Origin of the sequence: Streptomyces pyxinae (assembly GCF_024756275.1) — a bacterium.
GTDB classification, from domain to species: Bacteria; Actinomycetota; Actinomycetes; order Streptomycetales; family Streptomycetaceae; genus Streptomyces; species Streptomyces pyxinae.
Map to the genome: position 1 here is coordinate 129,247 of NZ_JANUGQ010000008.1, position 12,609 is coordinate 141,855.

A 12,609-nucleotide genomic window follows, 5' to 3' on the forward strand; every position below is an offset into this window, starting at 1 on the left:
GGGCGGCCGGGGCAGGGGGGCAACCGGACATCCGGTCGGACAACCGGACCTCCGGACAGCCGGACAAGCAGCCGGGCAGCCGGACAGACAGACAGACAGACAGACGGACGGGCGGGGTGGTCCGGGGCCCGGCGGGGAGCCGGTGTCACGGGGCACAGCCGGGGCCGGAGGGCCCCTGGGGGTGGGAGATGGCCGCGCGCGAGCGGGTCGTACGCATGTCGGTCGAGCAGCCGCTGTGGCGCGCGCTGACCGCCTACCGGGTGCTGACCATGGCGTACGCCGTCCTGCTCTTCGTCTTCACCCGGGACGAGTTCGAGCGTCCCTGGATCGCCGTCGCGGTGCTCTCGGTCATCTTCGTCTGGACGCTGGCCACCCTCCCGAAGGTCTCCGGCGCGGCCCGCTGCACCAAGGGTTTCCTGGTCGCCGACCTGACCATCGCGCTGACCGGCATCCTGCTCACCCCGCTCGCGGACGCGCAGGCCCAGCTCCAGGACGGCCCGACGCTGCCGACCATCTGGACGGGCGGCTCGGTCCTGGCGTACGCGATCAAGGGCGGCTGGCGGTGGGCGGCCGCCGCCTCCTCGCTGGTCGCCGCCGCCAATGTGGTCGAGCGCGGTGAGCCCAGCCGGGACACCGTCCACGCCGTGCTGCTGGTCTGGGTGGCCTCCATCGCCATCGGGTACGTGGTCGAGGTCGCCCGGTCGTCCGAGCGCACCCTCGCCCGAGCCCTGGAGATCGAGGCGGCCACCCGGGAACGGGAGCGGCTGGCCCGGGACATCCACGACTCGGTCCTCCAGGTGCTGGCCATGGTCCAGCGGCGGGGCGCCGCGCTGGGCGGCGAGGCGGCCGAGCTGGGCCGGCTGGCGGGTGAGCAGGAGGTGGCGCTGCGCTCCCTGGTCACCGGCGGACTGGCCCGGCCCTCGCACGTCTCGGAGGACGAGTCCCAGGGCGCCGTCGTCCGGGTGGTCGAGGAGGAGCCGCCGGCCGCCGGGGGAGCCGGGCGCACCGGCCCCAGCGATCTGCGGGCGCTGCTCGCCCGGTACGCCGGGTCCCGGGTGAGCTTCGCGGAGCCGGGCGCCCCGGTGCTGCTGCCCGGGCCCGCCGCGAGGGAGGTGGCGGCCGCCGTGGGGGCCGCGCTGGACAATGTGCGGCTCCACGCGGGCGAGGGCGCCCGGGCGTGGATCCTGGTGGAGGACTGGCCGCACGAGGTGATCGTCACCGTACGGGACGACGGTCCGGGCATCGCCGAGGGACGGCTCGCGCAGGCCGAGGGGGAGGGGCGGCTGGGCGTCGCCCTCTCCATCCGTGGCAGGCTGCGGGAGCTGGGCGGCAGCGCCGAGCTGCTGTCGGTGCCCGGACAGGGCACGGAAGTCGAGTTGAGAGTGCCACGGGGCAAGGGCTGAGCGTGCCACGGGGCAAGGCGGGAACGGAAAGATGACTGAGCAGGCAGGGGCGGGACTCCCGGACGGGGCCGGGCGGCCGATCAGGGTCATGGTGGTGGACGACCACCCGATGTGGCGGGACGCGGTCGCCCGCGACCTGGACGGCGCCGGGTTCGAGGTGGTGGCCACCGCCGGGGACGGCGAGCAGGCGGTGCGCCGCGCCCGGGCCGCCGCCCCGCAGGTGCTGGTCCTCGATCTCAACCTGCCGCTCAAGCCGGGGGTACGTGTCTGCCAGGAGCTGGTCGCGGCGGACCCGGGGCTGCGGGTGCTGGTGCTCTCCGCCAGCGGCGAGCACGCCGATGTCCTGGAGGCCGTCAAGTCCGGGGCCACCGGCTATCTGCTGAAGTCGGCCAGCACCGAGGAGCTGATCGACGCGGTGCGCCGCACCGCCGGGGGCGACCCGGTGTTCACCCCGGGCCTCGCCGGTCTGGTGCTGGGCGAGTACCGCAGACTGGCCTCCGAGCCCGGGACCGCCGCCGGGGCCGGTGAGCCGGACGCGCCCCGGCTGACCGAGCGGGAGACCGAGGTGCTGCGGCTGGTCGCCAAGGGGCTGAGCTACAAGCAGATCGCCGAACGGCTGGTGATCTCGCACCGCACGGTGCAGAACCATGTGCAGAACACCCTGGGCAAGCTACAACTGCACAACCGGGTCGAGCTGGTGCGGTACGCCATCGAGCGCGGCCTCGACGACGCCTGACGCCGGGCCGGCCGGCGCCCCCCCGTACGCCCGGCCCCCCGTACGCCCGGCCGGGCAGCGCGTACGCCCGGCCGGTACCGTACGGCCGCCCCCGGCCCCGTGCCGTACGGCTGTCCCGGACCGGCACCGTACGGCCGCCCCGGCCCCGGCCCCGTGCGGCGGCCCCGGCGGGCGGTCGCTCCCGGGCAGGCCGCCGCCCGCCGCCGTATCCTCGCAGGGGACCCGGCTCGGGCACCCGCCCGGGCGGTGACGGCGACCGGAGGTGAGACGCGGTGGAGGTACTGGCGTTCGGGGTGCAGGCCGATGAGCGGCCGCTGATCGAGGAGGCGTTCCGGGGCCACCACGAGGTGCGCTGCCTGGACGTCTTCCTCACCGAGGACACCGCCCCCATCGCCGCCGGCCACCAGGCGATCTCCACCAGCGTCAACGCCGACCTCGACGCCCGGGTGCTGCGGATCCTGGCGGCCGGCGGCACCCGGCTGATCGCCCAGCGCTCCACCGGCTTCAACAACATCGACCTCACCGTGGCCGAGGAACTGGGCCTCACTGTCGCCCGGGTCTCGTACTACTCCCCGTACGCGGTGGCGGAGTTCGCCTGGACCCTCGCGATGGCGGTCAACCGGCGGATCGTCCGGGCCTGCAACCGCACCCGGGACTTCGACTTCCGGCTCGACGGGCTGCTCGGCCGGGACATGCGCGGGCGGATCGCCGGCGTCCTGGGCACCGGGAAGATCGGGGAGAGCTTCACCCGGATCGCGCACGGCTTCGGAATGAACCTGCTCGGCTGGGACGTGGCGCAGAACCCGGCCTGTCTGGAGCTGGGCATGCGCTACACCGACAAGGACGAGCTGCTCGCCGAGGCCGACCTGGTCAGCCTGCACGTCCCGCTGCTCCCCGCCACCCGCCATCTCATCGACGCGGCCGCGCTCAAGGCGATGAAGGACGACGCCGTTCTGGTCAACTCCAGCCGGGGCGGGCTGATCGACACCACCGCGCTCGTCACCGAGCTGCGGGCCGGGCGGTTCACCGGGGTGGGGCTCGACGTGTACGAGGCCGAGGCCGGGCTCTTCTTCCTGGACAAGTCGCTGGAGGGCATCGACGACGACACCCTGGCCCGGCTGGTGACCTTCCCCAATGTCGTGGTCACCTCCCACCAGGCGTACTACACCGTGGACGCGGTGCGGCAGATCGTCGCCACCACGGTCCGCAATGTCACCGACTGGGCCGGGGGCCGCCGCAACGAGAACGTCCTGGTCCCCCGGACCGGCTGACCCCTCCCTCCGGGTCCCCTCCGGCCGCGAGCGGCTCACTCCGGCCGCGAGCGGTGCCGGGCGCCCGGTGCGCGACGGCCGGATCGGCACCGCCCGGCCGCAGGCCCGGGCCACGATGGCCCGGCGGCCCGCTCCCGGAACCGGCCCCCGTTCCCCGGAACGGCCCCGGGGCCCCGCTCCCGGGAAGAGCCCCCGGGCCCGACCCGCGCCCCGGCGAAGGAGAGACCATGCCCCGACCGCCCGCCGGAACCGACGGCGGCGAGCCCGCCGGAGCGCTCGTGATCGGCCGGGCCGCCCCCGCCGACTGGGCGGTGGTCACCGGCTGGGCGGCCGACGAGGGCTGGAACCCGGGCCGGTCGGACGCCGGGGCCTTCTTCGCCCAGGACCCGGACGGCTTCTTCCTCGGCCGGCTGGCGGGCGAACCGGTCTCCGCGGTGTCCGTCGTCCGGTACGACTCCGGCTACGCCTTCCTCGGCTGCTATCTGGTCCGTCCCGATCTGCGCGGTCACGGCCTCGGACTCGCCACCTGGACGGCCGGCCTGGCCCATGCCGGGGGCCGGGTGGTCGGCCTCGACGGGGTCCCTGGCCAGCAGGGCAACTACCGCCGCTCCGGCTTCCGGCTCGCTCACCGCTCGGCCCGCTTCACCGGCTCGCCCGTCCCGGTGACGGAGTCGCCCGCCGGAGTGGTGCCGCTGACCGGGCCGGACGGCGCGGCGGCGGCAGCGGCGTACGACCGGGGCTGCTTCCCGGCCGGCCGGCGCCGCTTCCTGGACGCCTGGCTCACCGCCGAGGGACATCACGCGCTCGGCCGGGTCGTGGACGGGCGGCTCACCGGGTACGGGGTGATCCGGCCCGCCCGGGACGGCTCCCGGATCGGCCCGCTCTTCGCGGACACCGCCGAGGACGCGGCGGCCCTGTTCGACGCCCTGGTCGCCGCGCCGGAACGGCCGCCGGGGCCGGTCGCCGTCGATGTGCCGCTCTCCCACCCGGCGGCCGTGGCGCTGGCCGGGGCGCGGGGGCTGACACCCGGGTTCGAGACGGCCCGGATGTACACAGGACCGGCCCGCCCGGTCGCCACCGAGCGGATCTTCGGGATCACCACCCTGGAGCTGGGCTGACCGGCGGCCCCCGGGGGGAGAGAGCCGGCCCGCCCGGGGGCCTCGGCCCCGCCCCGGTCGCCGTCCGGGCCCCGGTCGCCCGGCGGCCCTCCGCTCGGAGCCGGCCCGGCTTGCCGCTCCTGCCGGGCGGCGGGCTGACCGGTGGGCTTCCGCTCGGACCCCGACCGGCCGGGGAGCCGCCGGGCCCGGCCGGCCCGTGCCGCCGTCCGCGCCTCCGCCGGCCCGTGCGCCGCCCGGGCCCCGAACCGCCCCGTGCCCCCCGGCCGACCGATAGATCACCTATGCCTACAATGGCGGGATGATCTTCATTGTTGTGAAATTCCCGGTCAAGCCCGAGCACGTCGACGAGTGGCCCGAGAAGGTCGCGGAGTTCACCCGCGCCACCCGGTCCGAGCCCGGCAATCTGTGGTTCGAGTGGTCCCGCAGCCTGGCGGAGCCGGACACCTACGTCCTGGTGGAGGCGTTCCAGGACGACGCGGGGGAGGCCCATGTCACCTCCGACCACTTCCGCGCCGGCCTGGAGACCATGCGCCCGCTGCTGACCCGTACCCCCGAGATCGTCAGCACCACCATCGAGGGCGCCACCGGCTGGAGCGCGATGGGCGAGCTCCAGATCGACTGAACGGGGCCTTCCCGGGCCGCGCGGCTCAGCCGCCGTCGTGCCGTGCGGTCACCGGTGCCGGCCGGTGACCGCACCGGTCCAGCAGGTCCCGGACGATCCCGGCGCCGTCCAGGGTGAGTACCGACTCCGGATGGAACTGCACCCCCGCGAACCCCGGGCCCCGCAGCGCGTGCACCTCACCGGTGGCCGGATCCCGGCTCACCGCCACCCCCCGGCCCGCGAGCCGGCCGGCCGCCCGGTCGTCGCACCGGGCGGTGAAGCTGTTGTAGAAGCCGACCGTCTGCCGCCGCCCGAACAGCTCCACGGCCAGCTGCGCCCCCTGGAACGGCTCCCGCTTGCGGACCAGCGGCAGTCCCAGCTCCGCCGCGAGCAGCTCATGGCCCAGGCACACCCCGATCACCGGCCGCCCGGCCGCCGCCCCGGCCCGCTCCGCCAGCAGCTCCCCGGCCAGCCCGCGCAGCAGCCGCATCTTCGGATCGCCCGGGTCCCCCGGGTCGCCGGGCCCCGGGCCCAGCACCACCGGGCCCCGGTGGGCGACGGCCGCCGCCCGGAGCCCCGGGGCGTCGTACGGAACCACGCTCACCCCGAGCCCCGTGGCCCGCAGCAGATGGGCGAGCATCGCCGTGAAGGCGTCCTCGGCGTCCACCACCAGGGCGTGCCCGGACACCTCGGCCGGCGGCTGCCGCATCCGCAGCCAGAACGGCGCCAGCTCCGCCCGGCGGGCGTCCAGCGCGGCCCGTACCCCGGGCGCGTCCGCCAGCCGGGGCCGGGCCGCCTCGCCCGCCGGCCGGCCGGGCCGCACCCCGAGCGCGGCCAGCACCCCGGCCGCCTTGGCGTGGGTCTCGGCCACCTCGCCCGCCGGGTCCGAGTGGCGTACCAGCGTCGCCCCGACCCCCACCCGCAGCTCGCCCCGCGCCCTTCCGCGGGCCGCGATGTCGGCGGTACGGATCAGAATGGGCGAGTCCAGGGTCTGGGCGCCCTCCGCGTCGGTGGAGAGCAGCGCCAGCGCCCCCGCGTAGTAGCCCCGGCCGCCGTGCTCGTACCGGGAGATCACCCGGCAGGCGTTCCGTACCGGGGAGCCGGTGACGGTGGCGGCGAACATGGTCTCGCGCAGCACCTCCCGCACATCCAGCGAGGACCGGCCGCGCAGCTCGTACTCGGTGTGTGCCAGCTGGGACATCTCCCGCAGCCGGGGCCCGACCACCACCCCGCCCAGGTCCCCGACCGCGCACATCATCTTCAGCTCCTCGTCCACCACCATGGAGAGCTCGTCGGTCTCCTTGCGGTCGGCCAGGAACTCCAGCAGCCCGGCCAGGTCCGGACCGCCGGGCGGATAGCGGTAGGTACCGCTGATCGGGTTCATCACCACCGTCCCGGCCGCACCGCCCGGCCCCCGGCCGCCGGTCATCCGGACGTGCACCTCGGGGCTGGCGCCGACCAGCACCCGGTCGCCGGTGTGCACCACGAACGTCCAGTACGCGCCCCGCTCACCCGCGAGCAGCCGCCGGAACAGCGCCAGCGCGTCGGCCCGCCCGAAGCCGTCGATCCGGCCCGTCCAGGTGCGGCGGACGACGAAGTTGGCGCCCACGCCGCGCCCGATCTCCTCCGCCACCACCCGCCGTACGGTCTCCGCGTACTGCGCGTCCGACAGGTCGAACCCGTGCTCCGTCACCCGCACCGGACGGGCCGGCAGCAGCTCCAGCGCCTCGGCCACCGGCAGCTCGTACGTCTCCGCCGCGACCAGCACCGCCAGCGGGGTGCCGTCGTCGGTCACCTCGAACCCCCGCTCCCGCAGCTGCCGGAACGGCACCAGGGCGAGCGCCGGCCGCTCCCCGACGGGCAGCTCGGCGAGCGAGCCGGCCTCGTGCACCGGGCCGGTCAGCACTTCCACCGTGTCGTGGTCCCGGCCCGGCGTACGCCTGCGCAGCAGCGCGAAGGGCGGGCCCGCCGGATCCAGCAGCCGGTCGAACAGCCGGGCGGAGGCGGCAGCGGTCGCGCGGGCGGCGGAGCCGGCGCCGTGGAGGGAGCTGGCGGGATCGGCGCTGCCGGCGGGATCGGTGTGGTCGGACATGACGGCGTTCCTTCCGGGAGGCCCGTCCGGACGCCCGCGGGGGCGAGCGGGGACGGGGGCGGGACGGGAGGAACGGCCGGCCGGTGGAACACGAAGAAGGCCGCCCCTCCGGGCGGCCTTCTTCGTGATCGGTTCTGGATGTACGCGCGATCAGCGGGCCGCCGGATGAGCGGTCCACCACCAGTTCTGGGTCGGCTGCGCGAACATGCGGCGAACCCTACCGCACCCGCCGGGCCACCGGGCCCGGTCGCCAGGCGCTCATCCGTATGATCGTCATCTCAGGTGGCGGGCATGCGCAGGGGCACCTCCGGGAACACCGTAAGGTTGGCCTTGTGACCGTGAACGCTAAGTCCACCGCTTCCGGTGGCATCACCTGGCGAGACCTTCCCGCGGCGCAGCAGCCCGAGTACCCCGATGCCGAGGCTCTGCGCGATGTGATCGCGGACCTCGAATCGTATCCGCCGCTCGTCTTCGCGGGCGAGTGCGACCAGCTGCGCGCCCGGATGGGAGCCGTCGCCAGGGGCGAGGCGTTCCTCCTCCAGGGCGGCGACTGCGCCGAGTCCTTCGACGCCGTGGGCGCCGACGACATCCGCGCCAAGCTCAAGACGCTGCTCCAGATGGGAGCGGTGCTGACCTACGCCGCCGCCGTCCCGGTGGTGAAGGTCGGCCGGATCGCCGGCCAGTACTCCAAGCCGCGCTCCAAGCCGACCGAGACCCGCGACGGCGTCACCCTGCCGACCTACCGCGGCGACTCGGTCAACGGCTTCGAGTTCAGCGAGGCCGCCCGGGTGCCGGACCCGGAGCGGCTGAAGCGCATGTACCAGGCGTCCGCGTCCACGCTCAACCTGGTCCGCGCCTTCACCACCGGCGGTTACGCCGATCTGCGCCAGGTGCACGCCTGGAACCAGGACTTCGTGAAGTCGTCCCCCTCCGGTCAGCGGTACGAGCAGCTGGCCCGGGAGATCGACAACGCCCTCAACTTCATGAAGGCGGCGGGCACCGACCCGGCCGAGTTCCGCACCGTCGAGTTCTACGCCTCCCACGAGGCGCTGCTGCTCGACTACGAGACGGCGCTGACCCGGGTCGACTCCCGGACCGGCCGGCTCTACGACACCTCCGGCCACATGGTCTGGATCGGCGAGCGCACCCGCCAGCTGGACGGGGCGCACATCGAGTTCGCCTCCCGGGTGCGTAACCCGATCGGCATCAAGCTCGGCCCGACCACCACCGTGGACGAGGCGCTGACCTACATCGACCGGCTCGACCCGGAGCGCGAGCCCGGCCGGCTCACCTTCATCGTGCGGATGGGCGCGGACAAGATCCGCGACCGGCTGCCCGAGCTGGTGGAGAAGGTCACCGCCTCGGGCGCCCTGGTGGCCTGGGTGACCGACCCGATGCACGGCAACACCTTCGAGGCGGCCTCCGGCCACAAGACCCGCCGCTTCGACGACGTGCTGGACGAGGTCAAGGGCTTCTTCGAGGTCCACAAGGCGCTGGGCACCCACCCGGGCGGCATCCATGTCGAGCTGACCGGCGACGATGTGACCGAGTGCGTGGGCGGCGGCGACGAGATCTTCGTCGACGACCTGCACCAGCGGTACGAGACGGCCTGCGACCCCCGGCTCAACCGGAGCCAGTCGCTCGACCTGGCCTTCCTGGTCGCGGAGATGTACCGGGACCAGTAGGCCGAACGGTCTCCCCGGGGCCCCTTGGGCCTCTCGGGTCTCCTGAAACGAACGGTGGGGCGCGGATCGATGTGATCCGCGCCCCACCGCCGTACCCCCGGCTTTCGCGGCCACCGCCGGATGGGTAAGGTTAGGTTAGCCTCACCGAAAAGACGGGACGGCTTCGTTTCGATCCCGCAGGGAGGGGGACCGCGTGTACGTCTGCTCGTGCTTCGGTGTCACCGAGAAGCAGATCAAGGACCACGCGGACGCCGGCGCCTGCACACCCCGGCAGATCGCCTCCGCCTGCAAGGCGGGTACGGACTGCGGTTCGTGCGTGCGCCGCATCCAGTCCATCCTCGGCCGTGGCCACTGCCCCCGCCGTGAGCTGGCGGACCAGGGGCGCCCGGTGCTGGCGGACCTTCCCGAGGCCGCCTGACGCCGCTCGGCTCCGATACGCCCGGACGGGTCGTACGGTACGGCCCGGGGTCCCGGGCCGGGCGTGGCGGGACCGGTCGGGTGTTCCGGACGCGCGCACGGTCGAGCGGACCCCTTCGCCGGACGGCGGGGGTGCGAAGGAGTCTCTTCCGGTGGCCGGGTAGCCGGTGTTCCGGCGGCCCGCGGCCGGGTTCAGCTCTCCGGCTGCTCGATGATCTGGGCGATGTAGAGCGCCTCACCGAGCTGCTCCACCAGGGCGAGCTGGGTGTCCAGATAGTCGATGTGGTGCTCCTCGTCGGCGAGGATCGACTCGAAGATGTTGGCCGAGGTGATGTCGCCCTTGGCGCGCATGACCTCGATCCCGCGCTTCAGCCGGTCGATCGCCTCGACCTCGATCTGGCGGTCCGCCTCGAACATCTCCCGGACCGTCTGGCCCACCCGGACGTGGAACAGCCGCTGGTAGTTGGGCAGGCCGTCCAGGAAGAGGATGCGGTCGGTCAGGACCTCCGCGTGCTTCATCTCGTCGAACGACTCCGCACGGGTGTACTTGGCGAGCTTGATCCACCCGGCGTTCTCCTGCATCTTGGCGTGCAGGAAGTACTGGTTGATGGCGGTCAGCTCGGCGGTCAGCTGCTCGTTGAGAAACTCGATGACCTCGGGGTCGCCCTGCATCGCAGAGGCTCCTTCCGCGCGTGGGAACCAAGATTGCGCGCAGTCTCGCACCGCCCGGGGAAGGCCGTCCAGTAAGTGCATGCTTAGTAGCACTTGCCCGAAACCGCCCGAACCCGGTCATGACCACCCCTCCCGGTCTGTCACCATTGAGCCATGGGTCAGCCGGACAGCGTGGAACACCGGACAGGGGAGTCCGAGCTACCTCCGGGCCAGCGCCTCCAGCGCGGCTGGCCGGTCACCCACTACGGCCCGGTCCCCAAATTCCGCCCGGAGCGCTGGGAGTTCCGGGTCTTCGGCGCCACCGCCGACGGCGACAAACACTGCTGGAACCACGAGGAGTTCTCGGCGCTGCCGTTCTCCACGGTGGTCGGGGACCTGCACTGCGTCACCAAGTTCAGCATGGTGGGGGCCGAATGGGGCGGGGTGCCCGCCCGTACGATCCTGGAACTCGCCCCGCCGGCGCCCGGCGTCAGTCATGTGATGGTCTGGGCCGAATACGGCTACAGCGCCAATCTGCGGCTGGCCGACTTCGCATCCGAACGCTCCATGTTCGCCACCCACAAGGACGGCGAGCCGCTCACCGCCGAGCACGGCTTCCCGCTCCGGCTGGTCGTCCCGCACCTCTACGCCTGGAAGGGGCCCAAGTGGGTCCGGGGCGTGGAGTACATGAGCACCGACCGCCGGGGCTTCTGGGAGGAGCGCGGCTACCACAACCTCGGCGACCCCTGGACCGAGCAGCGCTACTCGTACCAGGAGAAGCCCGGCGACGGGCCCGAGCTGTGATTGTCCGAGGCTCGCTCTCCTCCGGACTCCGTCCGGGGGTACCCCCACCGGGGCGTCTGGCCGCCGCCTGTTTGTGCTTGGCCGCGTGGGCTGTCCCGGCTGTGCCGCCCGTGCCATGCCGGCTCGTTCGCCCCCTGGGCGAGTGAGCCGAAGGGGTGCGCGGGTGCCGAAAGGGAGAGCGCGCGGAGTCCCCGAGGAACGAGGGGGCGAGCACGGTCGACCGTCGGCACCCGCTCAAAGCACCCCGGAGGGGAACGAGCCTCAATGAATAAGCGCGTGGCCCTTGCCGCGGCTGATCATCCAGCGGTTGACCGGGGTCGTCACCACGAAGGCGAGGGCCAGGGAGACGGCGAGCGAGACCCAGAAGAGGGCGTCGGAGAGGTGGGCGTCCAGGGCGCCCGGCCAGAAGGCGACCACGCCGTTGTCGATCAGCTCCATCACCGCGATGGACAGGGTGTCGGCGGCCAGGGCGATCCGGACGGCGGTCCGGAACCCGACGCCCGCCCCGAGCACACCGCGCAGCGTGAGCGAGTAGCCGAAGAGGAACGCCAGCGCGATCGCCAGCACCATGGTCGGGGCATTGCCCCAGCCCAGCGCGGTGCCGACGACCATGCCCAGCACCTCACCGATGGCGCAGCCGGTGAGGCAGTGCAGGGTGGCCCGGGCGGCCATGGACCAGCTCGCCGGGGTGCCGGGGGAGTGGTGCTCGTGGCCGGAGTGCCCGGCGTCCGGCGTCGGCACCGGAGCCGTAGGGGCGGGATGGGTGTCGGGGCCGTGTTCGGGTGCCATGGCTGAACCCCCGGGGCGAGTCGTGGGCCGGTTGTCGTATGTTCTCGTCAACGCATACCCCGGCGGGGTATTCCCGCGGGGTGTTCCCGGTCGCGGCGGGCGCCGGTCAGCGCAGCTTCTTGAGACGCTCCACGTCGGCCGCGTGGCCCTCCTTGCCGCCCGGGGTCTCGATGACCAGCGGGACGCCCTCGGTGGCCGGGTGGCGCATCAGCGCGGCGAACGGCGCCTCCCCGATGTGGCCCGCGCCGATGTTGGCGTGCCGGTCCCGGTGGGCACCCGCCACGTCCAGCGAGTCATTGGCGTGGATCAGCCTCAGCCGGCCCTCGCCCACCGTCGCCACCAGCTCGTCCAGCGTCCGGTCCACCCCGTTGCCCTCGCCGCCCTCGCCGCCCTCGCCGCCGTCGGCACCGGCGGCCGTCAGGTCGTGGCCGGCGGCGAAGATGTGGCAGGTGTCCAGGCAGACGCCGAGCCGGGGGTGGTGGTCCAGGGCGTCGAAGTACGGTCCGAAGTCCCAGGTCCGGGAGCAGAGCGAGGCGCCCTGGCCGGCCGTGGACTCCAGCAGCAGATACGGGTCGTCCGGGTGGTCCAGCTCGTCCAGGAGCGGCAGTACCAGCTCCCGTACCTGCGCGAGCGCCGTCTCGCGGGGCCGGCCGCCGGTGGCGGAGCCGGTGTGCACCACCACGCCCAGCGCGCCGATCGCCCGGGCGCGGCGCAGCGAGTGGCGCAGCGAGACCACCGACTTCTCGGCCGTCGCCCCGGTGTGCGAGCCGAAGTTGATCAGATACGGGGCATGGACGTACGCCGGGAGGGACTCGGCGGCGCACCCGGCCCGGAACCGCTCGTCCTGGGCCGGGTTCCCGGCGGGGGTGGCCCAGCCGCGCGGGTTGGCGACGAAGACCTGGACGGCCTCGGCGCCCAGCTCCCGGGCGTAGCCCAGGCCGGTGGTGGCGAGGCCGCCGGCCACCGGCACATGGGCGCCGACCGGGTTGCGCGCCGACCCGGCGGAGGTGAGAGGTTCGCGCTCGGACTTCTCGCGCATCCG

The 12,609-nt window shown here is 73.9% G+C and carries 13 protein-coding genes; 8 read left to right on the top strand and 5 right to left on the bottom strand.

The window, feature by feature from the left end; all coding sequences use genetic code 11:
- The first annotated feature begins 188 nt into the window (after positions 1-188).
- The 5 genes from macS (at position 189) to NX801_RS11995 (ending at position 5,150) form a co-directional block, all read left to right on the top strand.
- Positions 189-1,403: a MacS family sensor histidine kinase gene (gene macS / locus NX801_RS11975; RefSeq protein ID WP_258787470.1), complete on the top strand. Its 1,215-nt coding sequence runs from the start codon at positions 189-191 to the stop codon at positions 1,401-1,403.
- A gap of 31 nt (positions 1,404-1,434) precedes the next feature.
- Positions 1,435-2,139, top strand: a complete 705-nt coding sequence (locus NX801_RS11980) for a response regulator (protein WP_258787472.1) — start codon at positions 1,435-1,437, stop codon at positions 2,137-2,139.
- 272 nt (positions 2,140-2,411) lie between these two features.
- Entirely contained in the window at positions 2,412-3,410 is a 999-nt protein-coding gene (locus tag NX801_RS11985; RefSeq protein WP_258787473.1) for a 2-hydroxyacid dehydrogenase, read from the top strand.
- A 227-nt stretch (positions 3,411-3,637) separates the two neighbouring features.
- The gene (locus NX801_RS11990) at positions 3,638-4,528 is read left to right on the top strand and encodes a GNAT family N-acetyltransferase (protein WP_258787474.1); all 891 of its coding nucleotides are present in this window, start codon (positions 3,638-3,640) and stop codon (positions 4,526-4,528) included.
- Positions 4,529-4,826: 298 nt separating this feature from the next.
- Complete coding sequence (locus NX801_RS11995) at positions 4,827-5,150, top strand: putative quinol monooxygenase (protein WP_258787475.1); 324 nt, start codon at positions 4,827-4,829, stop codon at positions 5,148-5,150.
- Positions 5,151-5,175: 25 nt separating this feature from the next.
- Here the strand turns inward: NX801_RS11995 and NX801_RS12000 are convergent, their stop codons facing one another.
- Positions 5,176-7,221: an anthranilate synthase family protein gene (locus NX801_RS12000; protein WP_258787476.1), complete on the bottom strand. Its 2,046-nt coding sequence runs from the start codon at positions 7,219-7,221 to the stop codon at positions 5,176-5,178.
- A gap of 150 nt (positions 7,222-7,371) precedes the next feature.
- Positions 7,372-7,428 carry a trp operon leader peptide gene (locus NX801_RS30995; RefSeq protein WP_428986130.1) on the bottom strand — a complete coding sequence of 19 codons (57 nt, stop codon included), beginning with the start codon at positions 7,426-7,428 and terminating at the stop codon, positions 7,372-7,374.
- 131 nt (positions 7,429-7,559) lie between these two features.
- Between NX801_RS30995 and NX801_RS12005 the strand changes: the two genes are divergently transcribed.
- Complete coding sequence (locus tag NX801_RS12005; protein ID WP_258787621.1) at positions 7,560-8,906, top strand: class II 3-deoxy-7-phosphoheptulonate synthase; 1,347 nt, start codon at positions 7,560-7,562, stop codon at positions 8,904-8,906.
- Between the two features lie 193 nt (positions 8,907-9,099).
- The gene (locus NX801_RS12010; RefSeq protein ID WP_258787477.1) at positions 9,100-9,324 is read left to right on the top strand and encodes a (2Fe-2S)-binding protein; all 225 of its coding nucleotides are present in this window, start codon (positions 9,100-9,102) and stop codon (positions 9,322-9,324) included.
- 191 nt (positions 9,325-9,515) lie between these two features.
- Here the strand turns inward: NX801_RS12010 and bfr are convergent, their stop codons facing one another.
- Positions 9,516-9,995, bottom strand: a complete 480-nt coding sequence (gene bfr, locus NX801_RS12015) for a bacterioferritin (protein WP_258787478.1) — start codon at positions 9,993-9,995, stop codon at positions 9,516-9,518.
- Positions 9,996-10,148: 153 nt separating this feature from the next.
- On the opposite strand from bfr, the gene NX801_RS12020 reads away from it, so the two are divergent.
- A complete protein-coding gene (locus tag NX801_RS12020; protein ID WP_258787479.1) occupies positions 10,149-10,778 on the top strand; it encodes a sulfite oxidase-like oxidoreductase in 630 nt (209 codons plus the stop codon).
- A gap of 261 nt (positions 10,779-11,039) precedes the next feature.
- Here NX801_RS12020 and NX801_RS12025 read toward each other — a convergent pair whose 3' ends face one another.
- Together NX801_RS12025 and NX801_RS12030 are read right to left on the bottom strand one after the other, a co-directional pair.
- A complete protein-coding gene (locus tag NX801_RS12025; RefSeq protein WP_428986124.1) occupies positions 11,040-11,567 on the bottom strand; it encodes a DUF4396 domain-containing protein in 528 nt (175 codons plus the stop codon).
- Between the two features lie 106 nt (positions 11,568-11,673).
- Positions 11,674-12,606 carry a deoxyribonuclease IV gene (locus NX801_RS12030; RefSeq protein WP_258787480.1) on the bottom strand — a complete coding sequence of 311 codons (933 nt, stop codon included), beginning with the start codon at positions 12,604-12,606 and terminating at the stop codon, positions 11,674-11,676.
- Positions 12,607-12,609: the final 3 nt, after the last annotated feature.

Excerpts from the sequence above, each read along its gene's own strand:
- macS (WP_258787470.1), top strand. The coding sequence starts at position 189 with ATGGCCGCGCGCGAGCGGGTCGTACGCATGTCGGTCGAGCAGCCGCTG.
- bfr (WP_258787478.1), bottom strand. The coding sequence starts at position 9,995 with ATGCAGGGCGACCCCGAGGTCATCGAGTTTCTCAACGAGCAGCTGACC.
- NX801_RS12000 (WP_258787476.1), bottom strand. The coding sequence starts at position 7,221 with ATGTCCGACCACACCGATCCCGCCGGCAGCGCCGATCCCGCCAGCTCC.
- NX801_RS12030 (WP_258787480.1), bottom strand. The coding sequence starts at position 12,606 with ATGCGCGAGAAGTCCGAGCGCGAACCTCTCACCTCCGCCGGGTCGGCG.
- NX801_RS11980 (WP_258787472.1), top strand. The coding sequence starts at position 1,435 with ATGACTGAGCAGGCAGGGGCGGGACTCCCGGACGGGGCCGGGCGGCCG.
- NX801_RS12025 (WP_428986124.1), bottom strand. The coding sequence starts at position 11,567 with ATGGCACCCGAACACGGCCCCGACACCCATCCCGCCCCTACGGCTCCG.
- NX801_RS12020 (WP_258787479.1), top strand. The coding sequence starts at position 10,149 with ATGGGTCAGCCGGACAGCGTGGAACACCGGACAGGGGAGTCCGAGCTA.
- NX801_RS11995 (WP_258787475.1), top strand. The coding sequence starts at position 4,827 with ATGATCTTCATTGTTGTGAAATTCCCGGTCAAGCCCGAGCACGTCGAC.
- NX801_RS11990 (WP_258787474.1), top strand. The coding sequence starts at position 3,638 with ATGCCCCGACCGCCCGCCGGAACCGACGGCGGCGAGCCCGCCGGAGCG.